Here is a 23,146-nt window from a genome sequence, read left to right as displayed (position 1 = left end):
TCACCTCTCTCGTACCACCACGAATTCGGCGAGTGCGACGAAGTGCTCGCGCACCCCGTCGGACATGGGCACCTCGTCCAGGGCGGCGAGGGCAGTCGTGTGCTGGCGGCGGGCCTCCTCCTGAGTCCAGGCGCGGCCGCCGGCCTCCTCGATCAGCCCGGCTCGGGCGGCGAGCTCGGGCTCGCCCTCCTCGCCCCGGCCCTTCGGGTCCGCGAGCTGTTCGGCCAGCCGGCGCGAGGCGGCACCGCCCTCGGCGAGCGCGGCCGCGACCGGCAGGGACTTCTTGCGCTGGCGCAGGTCGCCGAAGTGCGGCTTGCCGGTGACCTCGGTCGCGCCCCAGATGCCGAGCAGGTCGTCCACCGCCTGGAAGGCCAGGCCCAGGTGGTGGCCGTAGCGCTGGAGCGCGTCGGAGACCTTGTCGTCGGCCCCGGCCAGGACGGCGCCGATCGCCGAGGCGGCGGCCAGCAGGGCCGCCGTCTTTCCGCCCTCCATCTCCAGGCATTCGGCGACGGTGACGCTGTCGCGCTGTTCGAAGGCGACGTCCATGGCCTGGCCGTCGATCAGTCTGCGGGTCGCGGTGGTGAGCAGCCGGACGGCGCGCGCGGCGTCGGTGGGGCTCGCCCCGCCGGTCTCCCCGGCGTCGAGCAGCACCTCCGTGCCGAGCGTCGCCAGGGCGTCGCCGACCAGGATCGCCTGGGCCGGACCGAAGACCGTCCAGGCGGTGGCCCGGTGCCGGCGGGTCTCGTCACCGTCCATCAGATCATCATGGAGCAGGGAGAAGTTGTGCACCAGTTCAACGGCCACCCCGCCGGGCACCCCCACCTCGGGCGCCGCACCGGCCGCCTGGGCGGACAGCAGGGCCAGCGCGGGGCGCACGGCCTTTCCGCCGTCGCCCTCCACCGGGGTGCCGTCCCGGTCGATCCAGCCGAAGTGGTAGGCGGCGACGGTGTCCATCGGTGCGGCCAGACGGGCGACGGTGGCCCGTAGCGGCGGGGCGCAGAGCGTCCGGCTGCGGGCCAGCAGCTCCGGCACCGAGACCGGTTCGGCGTGCGCCGTGCCTCCGACGGCGAAGCCGGTGCGTGACTCCACGTGCGTTCCCTCTCCCTCGTGCTGCCGGACCGCACGGGGCGGCCGGGTGCTGTCGGTGCGGCTGGTGTCGACCCGGACCGGGTCGACGCGGGTGGTGCCGCAGCGATCGGTGTCGGTACGGCCGATGGGGCCGACGGTACGCCCGTCGGCTCTGGCGGGCTCTCCGGCGGCGGGCCCCGCCGTCACCGGGGCCACCGTCCGTCGCCCCGGTCCACCGGCACCCTGGCGCCGGCCGCGGCCAGCGCGGCGTCGGCGGCGGCGTGGCCGCTGCGCACCGCGCCCTCCATGGTCGCGGGCCAGCCGGTGGCGGTCCACGCCCCGGCCAGCAGCAGGCCGGGGACCCCGGTCGCGGCCGCGGGGCGCAGCGCGGCACTGCCGGGCGCCCCGTCGAAGGTGGCGGTGCGCTCCCGGGTGACGAAGAAGTCCAGCACCTCCGCGCCCGCGGCGGCCGGGAGCAGCCGGGCCAGCTCGGGCAGGTAGCGGTCGCGCAGTTCGGCGACCGGCAGGTCGATCTCGTCCTGGACGGCGGACTGGGACAGCGCCAGGTACTGGGCGCCGGGGTGGGCTCGGCCGATCGGGGTACCGGCCAGGCCGGAGTGGGTGGTGCGGTCGAAGACCCACTGGACCGGGCTGCCGAGCGCGGCGAAGAACGGCCGGCGCAGCACCTTGCGGTCGTAGACCACGTGCACGTTGAGGATCGGCGTGGTGCCGAAGTCCTCCAGGCGGTGGGGGACGGCCCCCGGCGGCAGCAGGGCGGCCGCGGTGTCCTGGGCGCCGGCCAGCACGACGGTGTCGGCGGTGAGCAGCTCGCCGCTCTCCAGCCGGACGGCGTGCTGGGGCGCGGCCGGCTTGAGCTCCGCGACCCGGGCGCGCAGCAGGACCCGCACGCCGGCGCGTTCCAGCTCGGCGAGCGCCCGGTCGTGGTGGATCACGCCCAGCGGGACGGCGGCGATGCCGATGTCGGAGGCTCCCGGGTCGGAGAGCAGTCCGGTCTTGAACACCATCGCGGCGAGCGCCAGGGACACCTGGTCGGCCCGGGCGTTCAGGGTGGCGACGCCGACCAGGTCCCAGAGCGCGGCCGTGGTGGCGTCGTTCTGCCCGTTGCGGCGCAGCCACTCGCCGAAGGAGAGCCCGTCCAGCGCCGGGTCGGCGAGGTCCAGGCCCTTGAGGGCGAGCGCGCCGCGGACCACCCGGGCGCGGTCGGCCGGGGACAGGTGCGGGTAGCGGGCGAGGCTGCCGACCAGGTGCAGCGGGACGGGCAGACCGGCGCGGCGCAGTCGGCCGAGGGTGCGCACCGGGGCCTCGTCGGGGCCGGTGACGGAGAGCACCGGGACGTCCAGCCGGTCCTGGAGGTGGGTCATCCGGGTGGCGCCCAGCCGCTCCAGCAGGCCGCGGTAGGCGGTGCAGCAGCGCAGGAAGACGTGCTGGCCGTTGTCCACGGTCAGGTCGCCGCGCTGGAACGAGAAGGCCAGGCCGCCGAGCCGGGGGCGCCCCTCGGCGAGGGTGACCCGGTGACCGGCCTCGGCCAGTCGCAGGGCCGTGGTGATCCCGGCCAGGCCGCCGCCGACCACGACGGCGGCCGGGCGCGCGGCATCGGCTCGCCCGGTCATCGGCTCTCCCCCTCGCAGTCGCCGGACCGCCCGGCGACGATCGCTGTGGCCGGCCCGCTCGCGGCCGGCACCGTCGTGGACGGCACCGTGGTCAACACGGCTCCACCCGGATGTGATTCCCCGCTGACACAGCGTGACAGAACCGTGGCGAGAATCAAGAACGCCCCCCGGCGAGCCCGGAAAGCGCCACGTACGCCTTCTCCCAGCCCGGGAGCGACACCCGACCGCGCAGCACCGACTCCGGATCGGCGGCGATCCGGCCGAGCAGCCGGTGGTAGATCCCGGCCATCGCGGCGGTGCAGGCGCGGCTGCGGCGGTCGAGCAGGGGCAGCAGGCGCAGGCCCTCCTCGAAGGCGGCCTGGGCGCGGGCGGCCTCGAACGCCACCAGTCCGGTGAAGTCGGCGCCGACCGGCGGCTTGGGCAGGGCGAAGCCCTGCTCGCAGCCGAACCGGACCAGGTCCTCGGTGGGCAGGTAGGTGCGGCCGGTCAGGGCGTCCTCGCGCAGGTCGCGCAGGATGTTGGTGAGCTGCAGGGCCAGGCCCAGGGTGTCCGCGTACTGCGCCCCGCGCTCCGGGTCCTCGCAGCCGTAGACGCCCAGCGAGAGCCGGCCGATGGCGCCCGCCACGCAGCGGCAGTAGACCTTGAGCTCCTCGTACGTCTGGTACTCGGCGCCCTTGAGGTCCATCTCCACGCCGTCGATCAGCTCGTCGAAGCCGCCGAGCGGGATCGGGAAGCGCCTGGCCGCGTCGGCCAGGGCGACCTTGATGGGGTCGGTGTCGTCCTCGGCGACCGCCCCGGAGCGGACCTCGTCCACCAGTTCCCGGGTGCGCACCAGGGCCTCGGCCTTGCGGTCGGCCGGGAGGTCGCCGTCGCCGATGTCGTCCACCCGGCGGGCCAGGGCGTACAGGGCCGACATGGCCAGCCGCTTGGGTTCGGGCAGCAGGCGGATGCCGTAGCTGAAGTTGCGTGCCTGCAGTCCGGTGACTGCCTCGCAGTACCGGTACGCCGCCATGACCGGGGCCGACGCCAGTGGTGATGCCGCCACTCGGGCGTTCACCTTCCCTTCGCGAAGATGGCCGCCGCCTTCGCTGCGAGGCGGCGCTTGTCCGGCTTCGCCTGCCGGGCGAGCACGTCGTACCCGGCGTCCTCGACGGCAGCCAGGGCCGCGTAGCCGCCTGCGGTGAATCCCGCCAGGAGCAGTCGAAGCCTTCCCCGAACCGTACCTACCAATGGTGCGCCGCGGTCGAGCAGGGTGCGGGCCCGTTCGGCCTCGAAGGCGATCAGTTCCCGCACCGCACCGGTCGCGGTGGGCTCGGCGAGCTCCTCCTCGGAGACGCCGAAGCGTTCGAGGTCCTCGGCGGGGAGGTAGATCCGGCCGCGGGAGAGGTCCTCGGCCACGTCCTGGAGGTGTTCGACCAGCTGGAGGGCGGTGCAGATGGCGTCCGAGAGGGCGATCCGCTCGGGGGTGGAGACGCCCGCGATGGCCAGCACCAGGCGGCCGACCGGGTCCGCGGAGAGCGTGCAGTAGCCGACCAGGTCGTCGTAGCTGGCGTAGCGGACGGTGGTCTGGTCCACCCGGTTGGCCTCGATCAGACGGCGGAACGGCTCGGGCGTCAGGCCGTGCCGGTCGACCAGCGGGACGAGGGCGCCCAGCAGCGGGTGCCGGGGCGGCTCGGCGTCGCCGGGGTGCAGGGCCGTCTCGAACACCCGGTCGAGGTCGTGCTCCAGTCCGTCGAGCAGCGCGAGCCGGAAGGAGACCTCCGCCGGGCTCGGCGGGCCGGACTGGGCCGAAGGGGTGGCGGGGGGCCGCCGCTCGACCCCGAGCAGGGCGGCGGTGGCGGCCGGGTCGGCGAGGTCGCCGTCACCGGAGTCGTCGACCAGCCGGGCGAAGCCGTAGACGGCCATCAGGTCGTCGCGCCAGGCCGCGGGCAGGAAGAAGGGGGCGACCGGGAAGTTCTCCGCCCCCGCCTTGTCCAGGGTCTGTCCCGCGGAAGGGTTCACCGGCGTATCTCTGGGCTGGGCCGAAGCCGACACTGCAGTCACTCCCCCGTTCTACACCGCTCGGTACCACCGGTCCGACTCGGACACGCGTCCGAGCGCGGGCGTCACGTCCGGCACACCGCCCCCGCGCCCCCAGCCTGACACCACGCGGCGCGCCCGAGAAGAGCGCCCCGCCCGGCGCACGGTGGCGCTCACCCCCGCGGCGGCGGGCCACCCGGGCTAGGACCCGGCTCCGGGGCGTACGACGAAGGGCCGGCTCCGGAGTGTTCCGGGGCCGGCCCTTCGGTGCCAGGGGTTCGCTACGGGCGCTCGCCGCGCTCGTAGCGGCCGACGACCTCGTCGGTCGGGCCGTCCATGACCAGCTCGCCGGCCTCGATCCAGATGGTCCGCTCGCAGACCTCGCGGATCGAGTTGTTGTCGTGGCTGACCAGGAAGACCGTACCGGCCGAGCCGCGCAGCTCGTCGATGCGCTTCTTGCTGCGCTGCTGGAAGGCCTGGTCACCGGTGGCGAGGGCCTCGTCGATCAGCAGCACGTCGTGGGTCTTGGCGGCGGCGATCGAGAAGCGCAGCCGGGCGCCCATGCCGGAGGAGTAGGTGCGCATCGGCAGGGAGATGAAGTCCCCCTTGTCGTTGATCCCCGAGAAGTCGACGATGTCCTGGTAGCGCTCCTTCACCTGGGCCGGGCTCATGCCCATCGCCAGGCAGCCCAGGATGACGTTGCGCTCACCGGTGAGCTCGTTCATCAGGGCCGCGTTGACGCCCAGCAGCGAGGGCTGGCCGTTGGTGTAGATGCCGCCCTTCTCGGTCGGCAGCAGGCCCGCGATGGCGGCCAGCATGGTCGACTTGCCGGATCCGTTGGAGCCGATCAGGCCGACCGCCTCGCCCTTGTACGCGGTGAAGCTGATGCCCTTGACCGCGTGCACCTCGCGCACGCCGGAGCCGCGCTTGCGGCTGAGGATCCGGCTCATCGCCGAGGTGGCGCTGCCCTTGCCGGAACCGGCGCCGTGCACCCGGTAGACGATGTGCACGTCGTCGACGACGACGGTGGGCTCGCGGGCCACGCTCGTGGCCGGGACGGCGTCGCGCTTGCTCAGGTCGGTGTCAGCCACGGCCGTACTCCTCCTCGGCCTTCCAGAAGAAGACGTATCCGATGACGAACATGCCGACCGCCCAGCCGATGCCGTACGCCCACTGGTGCGGCGGCAGGGTCTGGTGGACGGGCTGGTGCTTGTTGTAGATGATCGGCGCGAAGGCGTGGCGCACCAGGTCCATGTAGACCGAGGCCGGGTTGAGGGCCATGATCTTCTGGATGACGGGCGACCAGCTCTGGATCTTGTCCTGGATGCTGAACATCACGCCGGACAGGAACATCCAGGCCCGCATCACGAACGGGATCAGCTGGGAGATGTCACTGGTCTTGGACCCGATCCGGGCGAAGATCAGCGAGATGCCGGTGTTGAACAGCGTCTGCAGGAGCAGCGCCGGGATGACCAGCAGCCAGGTCTTGCCCGGCTTGATGCCGCCCGCGAGCACGGTGACGATCAGGACCACCATCGAGATCAGCAGCTGCTGGAGCTGGATCACGGTGAAGGCGATCGGCAGGCTCGCGCGCGGGAAGTGCAGCGCGCGGATCAGGCCGAGGTTGTCGGAGATCGCCCGGGTGCCGGACTGCACCGCGTTCTGGGTGAACTGGAAGACGAAGACGCCGATGCACAGCCAGGAGATGTAGGTGTGCCCGGGGAAGCCCTGCTTGCTCGCCAGGATCACGCCGAAGACCAGGTAGAACACGCCGCAGTTGAGCAGCGGGGTCACGACCTGCCAGAGCTGGCCCAGCTTGGCGTCGGTGTACTGGGCCACCAGACGGGCGGTGGCGAAGGCCCAGATGAAGTGGCGCCGGGCCCAGAGCTGCTTGGTGTAGGCGAACAGTCCGGGTCGGGCGCCGCTCACCGACAGACCGTACTTGTCCGCAAGCTGCTTGGGGGTCAGGCCCGCGTCCGCCCCCGTGGGGGCGGAGAGGCTGACGGGTTCACTCACTGTCGACACATTCGTCCTTCGCGCGGGATCGGTCGGGGCGGCCGGTCGGCGGGGGTCCGCCGGCCTTGCGCCGATGGGGATCCTGGGATCACGGGGGGTTCCGGCCGGTGTGTGGTCACCGGCCACGGCGATCGATCATCTGATCCAATCAGATGATCGGAGGTCGGCCCATCCTGGTCAGTCGCCAGACGGTCCGCCATCGCATGGGCCGCCGCGCACCGCACGGTTCGCGGAAGCCCGCCCGGAATCCGCCGAGCCAGGCCTTCATCCCCTCCGCGGAGGGACGTCGGGCCATGGTCAGCAGAAACCAGGTTCCCAGATAGAGAGGCACCAACGGGGCCGGAAGGTTCCGCCTCGCGAGCCAGACCCTGTTTCGGGCCACGTTGTGGAAGTAGGCGGCGTGCCGGGCCGGCGAGGTGGCGGGGTGGTGCAGCACCACGTCCGCCCGGTAGTCGATGGCCCAGCCCGCGTCCAGGGCGCGCCACGCGAGGTCGGTCTCCTCGTGGGCGTAGAAGAACTCGGCCGGCAGCTGCCCGGCCTGCTCGAACACCTTGCAGCGCACGGCGCTCGCGCCGCCCAGGAAGGTGGTCACCCGGGAGGAGCGCAGCGGGTCGCTGGCGCGCAGCCGGGGGACGTGCCGGCGCTGGGTGACCCCGGTGTCCGGGTCCTCGATCCGGAAGGACACGATGCCCAGCTCCGGGTCGGCGGTGAAGGCCTCGCGCAGCAGCCGGGCCGAGTCGGTGCGCGGCAGCAGGCCGTCGTCGTCCAGGAAGAGCACGGCGTCCACGTCCCGGCCGTCCGGACCGAACAGTTCGATGCCGACGTTGCGGCCGCCCGGGATGCCGACGTTCTCCGGCAGCTCGACGGTGCGCACGCCCGCCGGCAGCGGGGGCAGCTTGGCGCCCTGGGCGACCACGGCGAACTGGACCTCCGGGCCCTCCTGGGCGCGGACGGACTCGATCAGGGCGTTGAGCTCGGCGGGCCGGTTGCCCATCGTGATGATGACGACGCCGAGGCGGAAGTTCTCCGCGGTCGCCGCGTTCATCGGAGCCTGCTCGAGAGGACGATGCTCAGCAGGTGCAGCACGGTCTGCAGCATGGCGATCGCCGCCAGCACCACCACCGCGAGCCGGGTGAAGAACAGCCCGCCGTGCACGGCGTCGGCGATCCCGGCCGCCAGGATGAACAGCGAGGCCTCGACCGCGCCGACCAGGCGGTGGAACTTCAGCAGCGAGGCCGCCCGGCGGGCCTTGGCCACCGAGGCGGAGCGCGGCACCGAGGCGCTGTCCTCGACGGCCGTCAGGCCGCTGCGGGCGCGGGCCACGTCCACCAGGTCCGTCTCGGACTTGATCAGGATCGCGCCGAGCGCGGCCAGCGTGCCCAGGAACGCCCACTCCCAGTGCGAGCCGCCGCCCTCGCGGTGCAGCAGGTCGGTGGCGCGCAGGCCGAGGCCGGTCAGCAGGGCCGCCTCGGACATGTAGTGGCCGACCCGGTCCAGGTAGACGCCGGTGAGCGAGGTCTGCCGGCGCCAGCGGGCGACCTCGCCGTCCACGCAGTCCAGCAGCAGGTAGACCTGGATCAGCAGGGCGCCCAGGACGGCGCCGGTGATGCCCGGCACGACCAGCGCGCCGCCGGCCAGGATGCCGGTGAACATCATCAGGTAGGTCAGGCCGTTGGGCGTGATCGCCGTCATGGTGGACAGCACGCGGGTGATCCGCAGCGAGATCTTCCGCATGTACAGGCGCCCGGCCCAGTGCTCGGCGCTGCGGCGCTGGAGCATGCCCTCCGGGTGGATCACCGCGCGCAGTTCCTCGATCGAGGGCCGGCGGGTCAGGTCCACCGGGGGCCGCTCGGCGCCCGCGGTGGAGGGGTCAGCTGTTGACGGCTTGGACATAGTCGGCGTACGCGTCCCTGATTGCGGAAGGGGAGAGGTCGAGGTGTTCCAGGATCGTGAAGCGCCCCGGGCGGGTGTTCGGAGCGTAGTGCACCGCTTCGGTGAACTCCGCCTCGGTGAAACCCATTTGAGCGGCGGTCACCGGTAGGCCGTGGCTCCTCAGGCGCTCCACGATCAGACCGGTCAGCTCGCGCTCGCCCCGCAGGAAGCTGGCGAACGCGGCGCCGAGGCCGACCTGTTCGCCGTGCTGGGCGGAACGCTTGGGGTACAGCACGTCCAGGGCATGCGAGATCTCGTGGCAGGCGCCCGACGAGGGTCGGGTGCTGCCCGCGATGTTCATCGCGATGCCGGACAGTACCAGGGCTTCCGCGAGGGCCGTCAGGAGGTCCTGGTCCTGAATGTTGCCCGGGTGCCGGAGCAGGTTCTCGCCGGCCGAGCGGGCCATCGCCACGGCCAGTCCGTCCACCGGCTCGCCGGTGACGGCGTGTGACAACTCCCAGTCCGCGCAGGCCGAGATGTTGGAGACCACGTCGCCTATCCCGGCCGCCACGAAGCGCTGCGGGGCCTGCCGGATCACGTCCAGGTCGACGATGATGCCGATCGGACCGGGCACCCCGTAGGAGCCCCGGCCGGCGTCGTTGTCGAGGGTGGACACCGGCGAGCAGATGCCGTCGTGGGCCAGGTTGGTGGCGACCGCGACCACCGGCAGGCCGACCCGGGCGGCGGCGTACTTGGCGGCGTCGATGATCTTGCCGCCGCCGAGGCCGACGACCGCGTCGTAGTGCTTGCCGCGCATCTCCTCGGCGAAGCGCACCGCGCTGTCGAGGCTGCCGTCGTCCACGTTGTACCAGTCGGCGCCGGGCAGGGCCGGCTCCAGGCGCTCGCGCATCGCGGCGCCGGAGCCGTTGCTGATCGCCACCGCGATCCGGCCCGAGGCCGACAGCCGCTGGTCCGCCAGGATGCCGCCGAGCGAGTCCAGCGCGCCCGGGCGGATCTCGGCGAACAGCGGCGACGGGACCAGCCGGGTCAGTACTGGCACGCGATCTCCCGCGCCTTCGCCAGGTCGTCGTGGTTGTCGACCTCGACCCAGGAGACCTCGCCGATCGGCTGCACGTCGATCCGCAGGCCGCGGTCGACCATCTCCTGGTAGCCGTCCTCGTAGTACAGCTGGGGGTCGCGCTCGTAGGTGGTGCGCAGCGCGTCGGTGAGGTCGGCGGCGGCGGCCGGGTTGATCACCGTGACGCCGATGTACTCGCCGCTCGCGTCGGCCGGGTCCATCAGCTTGGTGATGCGGCGCATGCCGGCGGCCGGGTCGACGACGACCTTCATCTCCTCGTCGGCGAGCTTCTTCACCGTGTCGAGGGCGAGCAGGATGCCGGGGGCGGCGCCGGCCTCGGTCAGCCGCCGGTTGCCCTCCAGCATGGTGCGCTGCACCGAGGCGGGGTGGACGGTGTCGCCGTTGGCCAGCAGCAGACCCTCGGCGAACAGCTCACGGGCGCACCAGAGCGAGTACGCGTTGTTCCACTCCTCGGCCTTGTCGTTCTCGACCAGGTGGAGCTTGACGCCGTACTTGCCCTCCAGGGCGTCCTTGCGGTCGTACACCGCCTCCTTGCGGTAGCCGACCACGATCGCCGCGTCGCTCAGTCCGACCTCGGCGAAGTTGCGGAGGGTGAGGTCCAGGACGGTCCGCTCGCCGTCGACCGGTACCAGCGCCTTCGGCAGGGTGTCGGTGTACGGGCGCAGCCGGCGGCCGGCGCCGGCTGCCAGAACGAGGCCGATCATGCGGGGTCTCCTGATCCGTCGTGCGTGGTGCGGTTCGCGCGGGGATGTGCCGACGGGCCCGGCCGCGCTGTTGCCCTTCGGACCGGCGTACGGCCGGGTCCGGAGGCGGCGCGCCGGACCGGCACAGATCCGGGCAGCGTGTCCTAAGCGATGGTAGGCGACCGGGGCGACCCGCCCGAACGCGGCCGGAGACGCCGGGGTGACGGCTCGGTGGAGGAGAAGTGATCGAACGGGATGGGAACGGATACCGAACTGGTCTTCGGGGCGGATGACCCTTCCGGGGGTGTCCCGGACCGTTCTTTACCAGGATCCGGACGCCCCCGCGTCATGATCCGCCCGGTTGTGCGTGGGACCCGTCCGGACCGCCACCCATACGGCAGACTGGAGCGCGGCGCCGGTGCCCGCGATGCGTCCCGCGCACCCCGACGGGTTCCCACGACGCACTCGTTGCTCCCGTTGCTCCCCCTCCCGAAAGAGGCCCCATGCCCCAGAGTCCGCCGACCGACCCGACCCACTTCGCCGCCGAGATCGACAGCGGCCTGGACGTGGAGACAGACGTGCCGGTCGACCCCCGGGCCACCGCCGCCTCGGGCTCCGAGATCCTGCTGGAACTGGTCGACGACGAGGGCGGCACGATCGGCACCGCCGAGAAGCTCTGGGCCCACCAGCAGCCGGGCCGGCTGCACCGGGCCTTCTCGGTGTTCCTCTTCGACCGCCAGGGCCGGCTGCTGCTGCAGCGCCGGGCGCTCGGCAAGTACCACTCCCCCGGCGTCTGGTCGAACACCTGCTGCGGGCACCCGTACCCGGACGAGCCGCCGTTCGTCGCCGCCGCCCGGCGCACCGCCGAGGAGCTGGGCATCGCGCCCGCGCTGCTCTGCGAGGCCGGGACGGTCCGCTACGACCTGCCGGACGAGGCGTCCGGGCTGATCGAGCGGGAGTGGAACCACCTGTTCGTCGGGCTGGTCACCGCGCCGGTCCAGCCGGACCCGGAGGAGGTCGACGACTTCGCCTTCGTGACCGCGCAGGAGCTGCGCGAGCTGCGGGCCGAGCGGCCGTTCTCGGTCTGGTTCGAGACGGTCTTCGAGGCCGCGCTGCCGGGGATCCGGGAGATCGCCGGGCGGGACTGGTAGCGGACGCGTGTCCGTGCGGGTGGCCGTCCCCGTCCCGGGGGCGGCCGTCCTTGTTGGGGCAGCCGTGCTGATGGAGGCACCCGTCCTCGTGGGGACGCCCCTCAGGGCCCGGGCTCCGGGGGGACGGGCAGCGAGGCCCAGATGACCTTGCCGCCCTCCCCCGTGCGCTCGACGTCGCACACCCCGCCGGCCTGGAGGGTGACGCTCTTCACCAGCAGCAGACCGCGCCCGCCGGTGCGGCCGGTGTCGCTCTCCAGGGCCTTCGGCCGGTACGGATCGCCGTCCTCGACCGAGACCCGCACCCAGCCCCGGCGCACCGAGAGCTCGGTGGTCACCTCGGGCGACAGCTCGGCCGCGTGCCTCACCGCGTTGCCGACCAGCTCGGAGACGATCAGCAGCACGTCGTCCACCAGCTCCTGGTAGCGCACCCCGGTCATGCCCTGGGCCAGCAGGCGGTCCCGCACCGCGTGGCGGGTGCGCGGCACGGAGGCCTCGACGGCGGGCACCCGGAAGCGCCACACGCCCTCGACCGGACCGCCGCCGGTCGGTCGGACGCCCGACCGGGCGCCGCGTCTCGGCTCGGCCTTCGCCGCCCCGCTGATCTGCTCCACGTCCAGCCGCCCTTCGTCCGCGACCCGGGAATCAGGCGATCCGCATCATGGCGCCCTCGGTCCACAGAGGCTAGGAGAGCGGTCGGTGCGGCCGTGGCACCGTCGACAAGTTGCCCGTGTCGGATCGGTTCCGATCGGGATCGATCGCGGGTGGGGGCGAATCCGATCGTTTGCTTCGCGCTCATCACCGCTTCGCCCGGCGTTCGAGCGCCCTCGCGAGCCGTCCCAGCCAGTCCGGAGGGGCCGGGCGTCCCACCGGACCGGCGCCGTCCCGGCGGCCTCACGGCCGGGCGCCGACGCCGTCCCGGCCCGGGTCCGCGCCCGGGTCCGCGCTCGGGCCGAGGAAACGCAGGTGAGAAGCACTCCGGAAGCCTGGTAATGTTCTCTCTGTCGCCGAGGGGGCGAGAGAAAAACCCCCGAAGCACACACCCTGTCCGGGTGGCGGAATGGCAGACGCGCTAGCTTGAGGTGCTAGTGCCCTTTATCGGGCGTGGGGGTTCAAGTCCCCCCTCGGACACAGCAGAAATTCCCCGTGGAATCCGAAAGGATCCCACGGGGAATTTCTTTTTTCCGGCCCGGAGCCGGCCCTCCCCCCTGATCCACCGCCGGTGGCGGTGTGGCGCCGGTCTCGTTGAGCGGTCCCGTCCGTCCGAAAACCGGACACGAGATGGCAACGATCGAGCGGTTTGAGCTTCCTCTGAGGTATTCGCCCCATTTGGAACCATAGGCTGCTGGGGTTTGTCCGGAATACCGACTCAAAACCGTAAAAGCGCCGACACCATCCGCTGAACCCCGAGCGAGAGGACCGATACGTTGAGTGAGCCAGCTTCGTCGACGGCATCACACCAGAACTACCGCCGATCGCTCGGGACGATCAGCCTGACCGCGGTCGGGCTCGGCTCGATCATCGGGTCCGGCTGGCTGTTCGGGGCCGAGCGGGCGGCCAAGCTGGCCGGCCCCGCCTCGATCCTCGCCTGGGTGATCGGCGCCGCCGTGGCGCTCACCATCGCCCTCACCTACAGCGAGCTCGGCTCGATGTTCCCCAAGGCCGGCGGCATGGTCCGGTACGGCCAGTACTCGCACGGCTCGCTGGCCGGCTACCTGGCCGCCTGGGCCAACTGGATCGCCATCGTCTCGGTCATCCCGGGTGAGGCCACCGCCTCCGTCCAGTACATGAGCTCCTGGCACTTCGGCTGGGCCAAGGGCCTGTACGACGGCAAGGAACTCACCCTCAGCGGGGTGGCACTCGCCAGCGTGCTGCTACTGGTGTACTTCGCCCTCAACTGGTTCGCGATCACCCTGTTCGCCAAGACCAACACGGCGATCACCGTGTTCAAGGTCGTCGTGCCGACGCTGACCGCCGGCGCGCTGCTCCTCGCGCACTTCGACACCTCGCACTTCACCCAGCCGGGCGGCTTCGCGCCGAACGGCTGGAGCGCGGTGTTCACCGCCGTCGCCGTCTCCGGCATCGTCTGGGCCTTCAACGGCTTCCAGTCCCCGCTGAACCTGGCCGGCGAGGCCCGCAACCCCGGCAAGTCGCTGCCGAAGGCCGTCATCGGCTCGATCCTGATCGCCCTGGTGATCTACGTCGCGCTGCAGATCGCGTTCATCGGCGCCATCCCGGCCGCCGACCTGTCGCAGGGCTGGAGCAGCCTCTCCTACACCTCGCCGCTCGCGGACCTCGCGATCGCCTGGGGCATCAACTGGCTCGCGCTGCTGCTCTACGCGGACGCCTTCGTCTCGCCGTCCGGCACCGGCATGATCTACGCCGCCACCACCTCGCGCATGATCCACGGCGTGCAGGAGAACGGCCACCTGCCGAAGCTCTTCGGCAAGGTCGACGCCAAGACCGGCATCCCGCGCCCGGCGCTGCTGCTGAACCTGCTGGTCGCCTTCCTGTTCCTCGCGGTCTTCCGCGGCTGGGGCTCGCTGGCCGAGATCGTCTCGGTCGCCACCGTGATCTCGTACATCACCGGCCCGGTCGCCGTGATGGCGCTGCGCCGCCTCGCGCCGGACCTCCAGCGGCCGGTGAAGCTCAAGGCCATGCCGGTGATCGCGCCGATCGCCATGGTCTTCGGCTCGCTGGTCCTGTACTGGGCCCGCTGGCCGCTCACCGGCAAGGTCATCCTGCTGATGGCCGCCGGTCTGCCGATCTGGGCCTGGTACGAGCTGCGCAAGCCGTTCGGCGAGCTGAAGCCGCACCTCAAGGCGGGCGCCTGGATGGTCGCCTACCTGTTCGTGATGGCCGGGATCTCCTGGGCCGGCAGCTCCGACTTCGGCGGGCACGGCTACCTGCCGGAGGGCTGGGACCTGCTGATCGTGGCCGCGATCGGGCTGGTGTTCTACTACTGGGGCGTCGCCAGCGCCTGGGCCAACCCCTCGCTGGCCGAGGTGCGCCGGGAGCTGGCGGCGGAGGCAGCGGCTGAGGCCTCTGCCGAGGCTGCCGGGACCGCGGAGCCTTCGCGGGTCTGAGCGGGTACGTGCTTCGAAGGGCCGGTCGGGTTTCCGACCGGCCCTTCGGCGTCTGTGGGACCGGTGCCGGGGCGGGGTGCCGGGGCGGTTCCGGTCAGGCGTAGCTGTTCCGGTCAGCCCCGGCGGGCGCGGCGGATGGCCGAGGTGACGACCGGGGGCAGCAGGTCCTTGGCCGCGCGCTTGGCGACGTTGACCGGGCGGCGCGCCTCGGCGGCGCGGGTGCGGCGGGCGGCGAGCTCCAGCGCGGCCTCGTCCATGGCCGTCCGGGACAGGCTCTCGGGCTCCGGCGCCTCGACGGCCCGCGGCTCGTGGCGGGAGGGGCGGAACGGGTGGATGCCCTCCGAGCCGCCGGCCATCCGCAGCACCTGCCGGCGGTTCAGCGTCTCGGTGGCCAGCTCGCAGCCGACGGCGAGGTCCACCCGGTCGAGCAGGTCGCGCTGGAACGGCTCCGGGTCGCCCCAGGTGCCGTAGAACTTGCACTCGGTGAGCATGATCGGCTTGAGGCCGTGGTTGAACACCGCCTCCCAGGTCGCGGCCGCGACGCCGGGGGTGTGCTGGGCCCGGTAGTCGTCCAGGACCACGACGCCCTGGTCCTGCAGCGCCACCCGGGCCACCTGGAGGTCGCCCACCACGTGCTCGTAGAGGTGCGAGGCGTCGATGTGGATGAAGCGGTACGCCCCGGCCGGGACCCGTCCGCCCGCGAGCACCGAGGTCGGGGCCTGAATGATGTCCGGCAGCTCGTCGTGGAAGGACAGGTAGTTGGCCTCGAAGGCGGAGCGGGTCAGCGTCTTCCGGTAGGAGAGGTCCATCTCGTCGGAGTTCTCCTCGTCCGGTGCGTCCGAGTCGAACAGGTCACAGACGGTGAAGGCCTCACCCGGCTGGAGGTGTTCGCCGATCACGATCGCACTGCGGCCGAGGTAGGCGCCCATCTCCATGAGGTCGCCGGTGACGCCCTGCTTCGCCTGGCGCCCGAGGAACCACTCGAAGGAGTGCCGGTCGTGGTCCCAGAACCATCCGGGGACGTCCTCCAACACGGCGGGTTCGACGGGCTGCTGCGGTTCGCCCTTCAACGCGGTGTCGGTCACGGCATGCTCCTTAGCGGTACGGATGACCTGCGGGTTCTGAGCCACACCTCGGCGTGGTGGCGGCCTACCCGGCCCCCGGGACGCGCCGGATCACCGGCCGTACACGAGTCGACCCTCCACCGACAGTAGGCCCCACCACGGAGTTCGCTGCAATCTACAGCGGGTGCCCGGGGGATGAGGAGGGCTTTCGGGTCTCGAATTGTGGAACCGCCGGTGGTAGCGGCCCCCGCGGCCGGAGGTGAACACGGCCCGGCGGGTGGCGTACGTCCATTCTGTCCCGAAAGGCCACCCCGTGTCACCGGTCTTGCGGATGATCTTGGTCGCATCCGCCGCGCCTAGCGTTGTCACGGGCGGCCCGGACGGCGGGCCCGTACGCAGGGAGCGGATCGACATGACGACGACGCAGGCCGGCCGGATGGACCTTCAAGACCCTTCACTGTCCGCCGAGTTGGTCGCCATGATGACCGAGGACAACGCGGCCGCCCGGCTGGCGCACAGCCCCGACCTGGCCGAACAGGCCGTCTGGCGGCGGCTCACCGCCCGGCACGGGGACCGGCTCGCGGAGATCATGGCGGCGCACGGCTGGCCCACCGAACGGGCCGTCGGCGCCGAGGGCGCCCGGGCCGCCTGGCTGATCGCCCAGCACGCGGACCGCCAACTGGACGTCCAGCGGCGCGCGGTGGAGCTGATGGCCGGGGCCGTCGAGGAGGGCGCCGCGAGCGCCCGTGACCTGGCCTTCCTCCAGGACCGGCTGGCCGTCAACGAGGGGCGCGAGCAGTGCTACGGGACGCAGATCGGCGCGGTGGCGGACGGCCGGCCGGTGCCCTGGCCGTGCGAGGACCCGGAGCGGCTGGACGAGCGCCGGGCCCGGGTCGGGATCGAAGCGTTCGACGCGTACACCGCGCGGTTCGCCCCACGATGACCGGACCCACGCAACCGGCCGGTCACCTCGGCGGGATTGGCTCTTGCGCGGGGCTGTCCGGCCGCCTTGACTGACCCTCCGACGAGCGCGACCGGCCGAAGAGCGGCTGACCGGCTGAGAGGAAGACCCGTGCAGCAGCAGGAGTACCCGGAGTACGGCGACCAGTACATCGACGGCGCCTGGCGGCCCTCCGGGGACTCCGGAACGATCACCGTGCTCAACCCGGCGACGGAACAGGTGCTCGCCACCGTACCGGCGGGCGGGGCGGCCGACGTCGACGCCGCGGTCGCGGCGGCCCGCCGGGCGGCCCGGGACTGGGCCGCCGCCACCCGCGAGGACCGGCTCGCGCTGCTGACCCGGCTGCGGGACGGACTGGCCGCCGCCCAGGCCGAGATCACCTCGACCGTGGTCGCCGAACTGGGCGCCCCGGTCGGCTTCGCCGGGGCCGTGCACGCCGGACTGCCGCTGACCGTGGCGAGCTCGTACCTGACGCTGCTCGCCGGGCACCCCTTCGAGGAGCGGATCGGCAACTCGGTGGTGCTCGCCGAGCCGGCCGGGGTAGTCGCGGCGATCACGCCGTGGAACTACCCGCTGCACCAGATCGTGGCCAAGGTCGTCCCGGCGCTGGCGGCCGGCTGCCCGGTGGTCCTCAAGCCGGCCGAGGACACCCCGCTGGTGGCCCGGCTGTTCGCCCGGCTGGTGGACGAAGCCGGCTTCCCCGCCGGGGTGTTCAACCTGGTGACCGGCACCGGGGCGGTCGCGGGCGCGGCGCTCGCCGCCCACCCGGAGGTGGACGTGGTGTCCTTCACCGGCTCCACCGCGGTCGGCCGGCAGGTCGCCGAGACAGCAGGGCGCGGGCTCAAGCGGGTCGCCCTGGAGCTGGGCGGCAAGTCCGCCAACGTGGTGCTGCCGGGCGCCGACCTGGCCCGGGCGGTGAACGTCAACGTCGCCAACGTCTTCGCCAACTCCGGCCAGACGTGCAGCGCCTGGACGCGCCTGCTGGTGCACCGGGACCAGTACGAGGAGGCGGTCGCGCTCGCCGCCAAGGCCGCCGAGAAGTACGTCCCGGGCGACCCGACCGACCCACAGACCCGGATCGGCCCGCTGGTCAACGCCAAGCAGCTGGCGCGGGTCCGGGGCTACCTGGAGGGCGCGCTCGCCCAGGGCGCCCGGCTGGTGGCCGGCGGCCCGGAACCGCTGGCCGGACTCCCCACCGGCTACTACGTCCGCCCGACCGTCCTCGCCGACGTCACCCCGGAGATGACGGTGGCCCAGGAGGAGGTCTTCGGGCCCGTCCTGGCGATCCTCCCCTACCGCGACGAGGACCACGCGGTCGAGATCGCCAACGGCACGGCCTACGGGCTGTCGGGCGGCGTCTGGGCGGCGAACACCGACACCGCCGCCGCCTTCGCCCGCCGGCTCGACACCGGCCAGGTCGACCTCAACGGCGGCCGCTTCAACCCGCTGGCCCCGTTCGGCGGTTACAAGGACTCCGGGCTCGGCCGCGAACTGGGGCGGCACGGGCTGGAGGAGTTCCTGCAGTACAAGTCGCTTCAGTACTAGTGGGGTTGGGATCCGGAGTAGTGGGGTTGGGCTCCGGGCCGCCGAACTTCCGTTCGGCGGCCCGGAGTCACGGCCGGCGCTTCCGGTCCGGTCAGACCAGGTCGACGCCCGGGTAGAGCGGGAACGGCGCCAGGAGGTCGGCGGCGCGCTTGGCGATGCCGTCGCGGAGGGCCTCGTCGAGGGCGTAGTTCGCCTTGGACGGGGCACCGTTGGCGGTGGTGGCGGGGGTGGTGGCGCGCAGGACGGTGTCGATCAGGGCGGCGATCTCGTCCATCTCGACGGCGCCCAGGCCGCGGGTGGTGAGCGCCGGGGTACCCAGTCGCACACCCGAGGTGTACCAGGCGCCGTTCGGGTCCTGCGGGACGGAGTTGCGGTTGGTGACGATGCCCGAGTCGAGCAGCGCTGCCTCGGCCTGACGGCCCGTCAGGCCGTAGCCGGAGACGTCGGCGAGCACCAGGTGGTTGTCGGTGCCGCCGGTGACCAGCTTGCCGCCGCGGCGCAGCAGGCCCTCGGCGAGCGCCTGGGCGTTGTCGACCACCGCGCGGGCGTAGGCCCGGAACTCGGGGCGACGGGCCTCGGCGAGGGCGACGGCCTTGGCGGCCATCACGTGCGAGAGCGGGCCGCCGAGCACCAACGGGCAGCCACGGTCGACGTGTTCGGCGAGCTCGGCGGTGCTGAGCACCATGCCGCCGCGCGGGCCGCGCAGGGACTTGTGGGTGGTCGTGGTGACGATGTGGGCGTGCGGCACCGGGTCGTGGTCGCCGGTCAGCACCTTGCCCGCGACCAGGCCGGCGAAGTGCGCCATGTCGACCATGAGGGTCGCGCCGACCTCGTCCGCGATCTCCCGCATCTTGCGGAAGTTCACCAGTCGCGGGTAGGCGGAGTAGCCGGCCACCAGGATCAGCGGGCGGAACTCGCGGGCGGTCTCGCGCAGCGCGTCGTAGTCGATCAGGCCGGTGACCGGGTCGGTGCCGTAGCTGCGCTGCTCGAACATCTTGCCCGAGATGTTGGGCCGGAAGCCGTGGGTGAGGTGGCCGCCGGTGTCCAGGGACATGCCGAGCATCCGCTGGTTGCCGAGCTCCTGGCGCAGCCGGGCCCAGTCCTCCTCGGTGAGGTCGTTGACGTTGCGCACGGCGGCGCGCTCCAGGGCCGGGCTCTCTACCCGCTGGGAGAGGACGGCCCAGAAGGCGGTGAGGTTGGCGTCGATGCCCGAGTGCGGCTGGACGTAGGCGTGTTCGGCGCCGAACAGCTCGCGGGCGTGCTCGGCGGCGATCGCCTCGACGGTGTCGACGTTGCGGCAGCCGGCGTAGAAGCGGCGGCCGACGGTGCCCTCGGCGTACTTGTCGCTGAGCCAGTTGCCCATGGCGAGCAGGACGGCCGGGGAAGCGTAGTTCTCGCTGGCGATCAGCTTGAGCGAGGCGCGCTGGTCCTCCAGCTCCCGGCCGATGGCGGCGGCGATCCGCGGTTCCACGCCGGCCACGACGTCGAGGGCGCTGCGGAAGGCGGTGTCGGCCGCCGGGCTCGCGGTGGTGTGCGGCTGCTGCGCGGGACTCTGGTCGAGTGCGGGGGTCTGGGCCATGGCGGTCTCCTGGTGGGGATGCGGGCGGCCCAGGCGCTCGGCAACGACGTGAGGATTCACGGGACCGCTTCCCGATGGTCGATTCCATCCCTACGCGCCAGTCGCGGTCCACCGGGATCGTACCAACACCCCGGGGACTGTGGCGGAGGTCTCAGAATGCGGAACGGCCGGTCCGGTTCGGCGGGTTATGTCCGTTCTCCTGCAACGGCCGTGTTGCGGGGAAATGAAGCCGCCACAATTCCCGAAACAGTCCGGAAGGAATTCCCGCGGAGCGCCTTCCGGTGATTTGCGGAACGTCGGACGCATCCGATCTGATGTCGCCAGAACGGCTCCCGGGAAACCCCCTGGCGCCGATCGGTAAATGCCCACCAACGCACCCTCACCCACGGGGCGGCGGAGAATTCGGGGAGTACGCCTCTCATGGCAGCGGTCGACACAGTCGCAGTTACCGGCCCGGCCCCCGGGCCCGCCGCACCGGGCCTGCTGCGCCGGGTGCTGCGCGACCGGGTCGGCGCCGCCGCCTCCGCCGTCGTCCTGCTGTTCCTGCTGCTCGCCCTGGCCGCGCCGCTGGTCGCCGCCCTGTACGGGAAGAACCCGGTCGAGCACTACGGCCAGAACACTCCGGGCCTGCTCAGCGACGGCGGCCTGCCGATGCTGCCGAACGGCGGGATCTCCGGCGAGTTCTGGTTCGGCCTGGAGCCCGGCCTCGGCCGGGACGTGCTGACCCAGCTGCTGTACGGCATCCGCACCTCACTGCTGATCGCCTTCGCCGCGGCCGCCGTGACCACCACGCTCGGCGTGCTGGCCGGGGTCGCGGTCGGATACCTCGGCGGGATCGCGGACCGGCTGTTCGGCTTCCTCGCCAATGTGCTGCTGGCCTTTCCGACGCTGCTCCTGCTGCTCGCGCTCAGCCCGGTGATCCAGTCCCGACTGGTCGATCCGGGCGCCGCGGAACCGGAGTGGATGCAGTTCCTGGTGCTGATCCTGGTCTTCTCCGCGTTCGGCTGGATTCCGCTCGCGCTTTCCCTCCGGGCCACCGTCCGATCGCTCCGGGAAAGGGATTTCGTGCAGTCCGCCCGGGCGCAGGGAGCGGGCCGGTTCCACATCGTCGTCCACGAACTGCTGCCGAACGTCCGCTCCCAGCTGATCGTGCACGCCACCATGGCCGTGCCGACCTTCGTCGCCTCCGAGGCCGCGCTGTCCTTCCTCGGCGTCGGCATCACCGAGCCCGTCCCCGACTGGGGGCGGATGATCGCGCGCGGCTCGGAGGTCTTCCAGGCCGACCCCACCTACCTGGTCTTCCCCGGCGTGGCCCTGCTGGTGTTCGTGCTCGCCTTCAACCTGCTCGGCGACGCCGTCCGGGACGCGCTGGACCCGCGCCGCGGCCGCTGAGCCTGCTTCCGTTCCGTCCGATTCCATCGGATTCCATCGGACTCCGTCCACTTCCGTCCACTTCCGTCCGATCGACCCGATCAACCTTCCGAGCCCGCCCCGGCCCGAACGCGCCGGGGCAAGGAGAGATTCGCCATGCGCTGGACCAAACCGTCGCTCGCCGTCATCGCCACCGCCCTGCTGGCGACCTCCTGCTCGGCCGGCGCGGGCAGCACCGGCTCCGCCGCCGGCCCGGCCCCGGCCAAGGAGACCTCGCCGCTGACCGCCGCGCTCGGCACCGAGAAGGACAGCGCCGGCCCCGCCCCGGCCGTCCCCGGCGCCCGCCCGGGCGGCACGGTGAACGTGTACAACAGCGTCGAGTTCCGACACCTGGACCCGCAGAAGGTCTACGCGGGCGCCTCCTACAACGCCTCGCTGCTCTGGGGCCGCCAGCTGACGCAGTACCAGATTGTCGACGGGAAGGCCAAGTTGGTCGGCGACCTGGCCACCGACACCGGCACCTCGACCGACGGCGGGCGCACCTGGACGTACCGGCTCAAGGAGGGCGTGGCCTGGGAGGACGGCAAGCCGATCACCGCCCAGGACGTCAAGTACGGCATCGAGCGCACCTTCGGCAAGGGCTACGAGGTCGGCCCGCCGTACTGGCCGCAGTGGCTCACCGGCGAGCCCAGTTACGAGGCGGCCCGCGCCAAGTACGCCGGCCCGCAGGACGGCGACCTCGCCGCGATCGAGACCCCGGACGAGCGCACCCTCGTCCTCCACTTCCCGCAGCCGCAGGCCGACGTGCCGTACATGGCCGCGCAGTCCTCCTCCTCGCCGGTGCGCCGGGACAAGGACACCGGCACCGACTACGACCGGCTGCCGTTCGCCAGCGGCCCGTACCGGATCGCCGAGCACGTCCAGAACACCCGCATGGTGCTGGAGCGCAACCCGGCCTGGAAGGCAGAGACCGACCCGATCCGCAACCAGTACCCGGACAAGTTCGTCTTCACGTACGGCAAGGAGGCGCTCAACGGCAACCAGGAGATCCTCTCCGGGCGGGACGGCGGCGCCAACGCCACCACCGCCTCCGACGAGCTCTCCCCCGAGCTGTACCAGGCCGCCGACACCGACCCCAAGGCCAAGGACCTGGTCGTCTCCGGCCGCCGGGGCGCCTTCGTCAGCCAGCTGGTGATCAACAACGAGCGGGTGCCGGACGTCGAGGTGCGCCGCGCGCTGAACCTCGCCTACCCGCGCCAGCAGGCCCGGCAGGTCCAGGGCGGCTCCCGGACCGGCGAGCTCGCCACCACGCTCAGCTCGCCCGCGCTGATCGACTGGCAGAAGTACGACCTGAACCCGGCCAAGCCCGAGGGCGACCCGGAGGCCGCCAAGGCCGCGCTCGCCAAGGCCGAGCAGGCGCCGGCGAGCCTGACCTACGGGTACAAGAACACCCCGGACGGGCAGCGCGTCGCCCAGGTGCTGGTGGACGGCTTCGGCAAGGCGGGCATCACCGTGGTGCCCAAGCCGATCGACCCCAAGGCCTTCCTGGACGAGGTGCACCGGGCCGACTCGCCGTACGACCTGTTCGAGGAGACCAGCTCCGTCGACTGGCCGACCCCGTCCACGCTGATCCCGTTCTCCTTCGACGGCCGGGCGGGCGGCGACATCAACGCGGCGCGCTACCGCAACCCGGCGGTCGACAAGGAGATCGACCGGATCAACCAGATCGGCGAGCCGCGTGCCAAGGCCAAGGAGCTGTACGCGCTGGAGCAGACCGTGATGAAGGACCTGCCGGTGCTGCCGCTCACCTACCCGACCGTCAACCAGCTGCGCGGCAGCAACGTCGGCGGGGCGTTCATCCACCCGATCTACGGGGCGGTCGGGCTGACCTGGCTGTACCTGAAGTCGTGACGGCTCGGGGGCCTCTGACCCTGACACTCCGAGGCCCCCGGCTCCCGCCCCCGCTCCGTCCCCGTCCCCGTTCCGCCCCCGCCCCGTCCCCGT

At 72.3% G+C, this 23,146-nt stretch carries 19 protein-coding genes, 1 tRNA gene and 1 riboswitch; of the genes, 7 read left to right on the top strand and 13 right to left on the bottom strand.

The annotated features are described in order from the left end of the window. The 10 genes from ACFVXG_RS06125 to ACFVXG_RS06080 all read right to left on the bottom strand — a co-directional run bounded on the left by ACFVXG_RS06125 (position 1) and on the right by ACFVXG_RS06080 (position 10,409). Positions 1–1,089, bottom strand: a complete 1,089-nt coding sequence (locus ACFVXG_RS06125) for a polyprenyl synthetase family protein (protein WP_387924770.1) — start codon at positions 1,087–1,089, stop codon at positions 1–3. 182 nt (positions 1,090–1,271) lie between these two features. Beyond that, the gene (gene hpnE / locus ACFVXG_RS06120; protein ID WP_387924768.1) at positions 1,272–2,699 is read right to left on the bottom strand and encodes a hydroxysqualene dehydroxylase HpnE; all 1,428 of its coding nucleotides are present in this window, start codon (positions 2,697–2,699) and stop codon (positions 1,272–1,274) included. Positions 2,700–2,853: 154 nt separating this feature from the next. Continuing rightward, positions 2,854–3,711: a presqualene diphosphate synthase HpnD gene (gene hpnD / locus ACFVXG_RS06115; protein ID WP_350506002.1), complete on the bottom strand. Its 858-nt coding sequence runs from the start codon at positions 3,709–3,711 to the stop codon at positions 2,854–2,856. A 41-nt stretch (positions 3,712–3,752) separates the two neighbouring features. Further along, the gene (hpnC, locus tag ACFVXG_RS06110; protein WP_387924766.1) at positions 3,753–4,700 is read right to left on the bottom strand and encodes a squalene synthase HpnC; all 948 of its coding nucleotides are present in this window, start codon (positions 4,698–4,700) and stop codon (positions 3,753–3,755) included. Positions 4,701–4,999: 299 nt separating this feature from the next. Beyond that, positions 5,000–5,809 carry an ABC transporter ATP-binding protein gene (locus ACFVXG_RS06105; RefSeq protein WP_387924764.1) on the bottom strand — a complete coding sequence of 270 codons (810 nt, stop codon included), beginning with the start codon at positions 5,807–5,809 and terminating at the stop codon, positions 5,000–5,002. After that, positions 5,802–6,743 carry an ABC transporter permease gene (locus tag ACFVXG_RS06100; protein WP_387924763.1) on the bottom strand — a complete coding sequence of 314 codons (942 nt, stop codon included), beginning with the start codon at positions 6,741–6,743 and terminating at the stop codon, positions 5,802–5,804. The genes ACFVXG_RS06105 and ACFVXG_RS06100 overlap by 8 nt, the downstream gene beginning before the upstream one ends. Positions 6,744–6,882: 139 nt before the next feature. Continuing rightward, a complete protein-coding gene (locus ACFVXG_RS06095) occupies positions 6,883–7,779 on the bottom strand; it encodes a glycosyltransferase family 2 protein (protein WP_387924761.1) in 897 nt (298 codons plus the stop codon). Beyond that, the gene (locus ACFVXG_RS06090) at positions 7,776–8,513 is read right to left on the bottom strand and encodes a CDP-alcohol phosphatidyltransferase family protein (RefSeq protein WP_387924893.1); all 738 of its coding nucleotides are present in this window, start codon (positions 8,511–8,513) and stop codon (positions 7,776–7,778) included. Before ACFVXG_RS06090 ends, ACFVXG_RS06095 begins: the two co-directional genes overlap by 4 nt. A gap of 91 nt (positions 8,514–8,604) precedes the next feature. Further along, positions 8,605–9,666: an iron-containing alcohol dehydrogenase family protein gene (locus tag ACFVXG_RS06085; protein WP_387924759.1), complete on the bottom strand. Its 1,062-nt coding sequence runs from the start codon at positions 9,664–9,666 to the stop codon at positions 8,605–8,607. Then, the gene (locus ACFVXG_RS06080; RefSeq protein WP_387924757.1) at positions 9,654–10,409 is read right to left on the bottom strand and encodes a sugar phosphate nucleotidyltransferase; all 756 of its coding nucleotides are present in this window, start codon (positions 10,407–10,409) and stop codon (positions 9,654–9,656) included. Before ACFVXG_RS06080 ends, ACFVXG_RS06085 begins: the two co-directional genes overlap by 13 nt. Before the next feature lie 482 nt (positions 10,410–10,891). Here ACFVXG_RS06080 and idi point away from each other — a divergent pair, with 482 nt between their 5' ends. Continuing rightward, positions 10,892–11,539, top strand: a complete 648-nt coding sequence (gene idi, locus ACFVXG_RS06075; protein ID WP_387924755.1) for an isopentenyl-diphosphate Delta-isomerase — start codon at positions 10,892–10,894, stop codon at positions 11,537–11,539. A gap of 101 nt (positions 11,540–11,640) precedes the next feature. On the opposite strand, the gene ACFVXG_RS06070 is transcribed toward idi, so the two are convergent. Beyond that, entirely contained in the window at positions 11,641–12,150 is a 510-nt protein-coding gene (locus tag ACFVXG_RS06070) for an ATP-binding protein (protein WP_387924753.1), read from the bottom strand. Between the two features lie 432 nt (positions 12,151–12,582). Between ACFVXG_RS06070 and ACFVXG_RS06065 the strand changes: the two genes are divergently transcribed. Then, positions 12,583–12,667 (top strand) — tRNA-Leu (locus ACFVXG_RS06065). A 296-nt stretch (positions 12,668–12,963) separates the two neighbouring features. After that, a complete protein-coding gene (locus ACFVXG_RS06060) occupies positions 12,964–14,622 on the top strand; it encodes an APC family permease (protein WP_387924751.1) in 1,659 nt (552 codons plus the stop codon). 113 nt (positions 14,623–14,735) lie between these two features. Here ACFVXG_RS06060 and ACFVXG_RS06055 read toward each other — a convergent pair whose 3' ends face one another. Further along, on the bottom strand, positions 14,736–15,707 hold the full coding sequence (locus ACFVXG_RS06055) for a class I SAM-dependent methyltransferase (RefSeq protein ID WP_387924749.1): 972 nt from the start codon (positions 15,705–15,707) through the stop codon (positions 14,736–14,738). A gap of 391 nt (positions 15,708–16,098) precedes the next feature. On the opposite strand from ACFVXG_RS06055, the gene ACFVXG_RS06050 reads away from it, so the two are divergent. Continuing rightward, positions 16,099–16,629 (top strand): DUF6624 domain-containing protein, encoded by a 531-nt coding sequence (locus tag ACFVXG_RS06050; RefSeq protein WP_387924748.1) that lies wholly within the window; start codon positions 16,099–16,101, stop codon positions 16,627–16,629. Positions 16,630–16,758: 129 nt separating this feature from the next. Continuing rightward, complete coding sequence (locus ACFVXG_RS06045) at positions 16,759–18,192, top strand: aldehyde dehydrogenase family protein (protein ID WP_387924746.1); 1,434 nt, start codon at positions 16,759–16,761, stop codon at positions 18,190–18,192. Positions 18,193–18,283: 91 nt separating this feature from the next. Here ACFVXG_RS06045 and ACFVXG_RS06040 read toward each other — a convergent pair whose 3' ends face one another. Further along, positions 18,284–19,771 (bottom strand): glycine hydroxymethyltransferase, encoded by a 1,488-nt coding sequence (locus ACFVXG_RS06040; protein WP_387924744.1) that lies wholly within the window; start codon positions 19,769–19,771, stop codon positions 18,284–18,286. A 20-nt stretch (positions 19,772–19,791) separates the two neighbouring features. Next, positions 19,792–19,886: riboswitch (ZMP/ZTP riboswitch) on the bottom strand. Between the two features lie 305 nt (positions 19,887–20,191). On the opposite strand from ACFVXG_RS06040, the gene ACFVXG_RS06035 reads away from it, so the two are divergent. Beyond that, a complete protein-coding gene (locus tag ACFVXG_RS06035; RefSeq protein ID WP_387924742.1) occupies positions 20,192–21,163 on the top strand; it encodes an ABC transporter permease in 972 nt (323 codons plus the stop codon). 135 nt (positions 21,164–21,298) lie between these two features. Then, complete coding sequence (locus tag ACFVXG_RS06030) at positions 21,299–23,053, top strand: ABC transporter substrate-binding protein (RefSeq protein WP_387924741.1); 1,755 nt, start codon at positions 21,299–21,301, stop codon at positions 23,051–23,053. The last annotated feature ends 93 nt before the right edge of the window (positions 23,054–23,146 follow it).

Source organism: Kitasatospora sp. NPDC058162 (assembly GCF_042884005.1).
In the GTDB taxonomy this organism is placed as follows: domain Bacteria; phylum Actinomycetota; class Actinomycetes; order Streptomycetales; family Streptomycetaceae; genus Kitasatospora.
This window is presented reverse-complemented; position numbering and strand designations above follow the sequence as displayed.

Coding starts and splice junctions, on each gene's coding strand:
- ACFVXG_RS06095 (WP_387924761.1), bottom strand. CDS start 7,779: ATGAACGCGGCGACCGCGGAGAACTTCCGCCTCGGCGTCGTCATCATC.
- hpnE (WP_387924768.1), bottom strand. CDS start 2,699: ATGACCGGGCGAGCCGATGCCGCGCGCCCGGCCGCCGTCGTGGTCGGC.
- ACFVXG_RS06080 (WP_387924757.1), bottom strand. CDS start 10,409: ATGATCGGCCTCGTTCTGGCAGCCGGCGCCGGCCGCCGGCTGCGCCCG.
- hpnD (WP_350506002.1), bottom strand. CDS start 3,711: ATGGCGGCGTACCGGTACTGCGAGGCAGTCACCGGACTGCAGGCACGC.
- ACFVXG_RS06090 (WP_387924893.1), bottom strand. CDS start 8,513: ATGCTCCAGCGCCGCAGCGCCGAGCACTGGGCCGGGCGCCTGTACATG.
- ACFVXG_RS06040 (WP_387924744.1), bottom strand. CDS start 19,771: ATGGCCCAGACCCCCGCACTCGACCAGAGTCCCGCGCAGCAGCCGCAC.
- ACFVXG_RS06050 (WP_387924748.1), top strand. CDS start 16,099: ATGACGACGACGCAGGCCGGCCGGATGGACCTTCAAGACCCTTCACTG.
- idi (WP_387924755.1), top strand. CDS start 10,892: ATGCCCCAGAGTCCGCCGACCGACCCGACCCACTTCGCCGCCGAGATC.
- ACFVXG_RS06035 (WP_387924742.1), top strand. CDS start 20,192: ATGGCAGCGGTCGACACAGTCGCAGTTACCGGCCCGGCCCCCGGGCCC.
- ACFVXG_RS06030 (WP_387924741.1), top strand. CDS start 21,299: ATGCGCTGGACCAAACCGTCGCTCGCCGTCATCGCCACCGCCCTGCTG.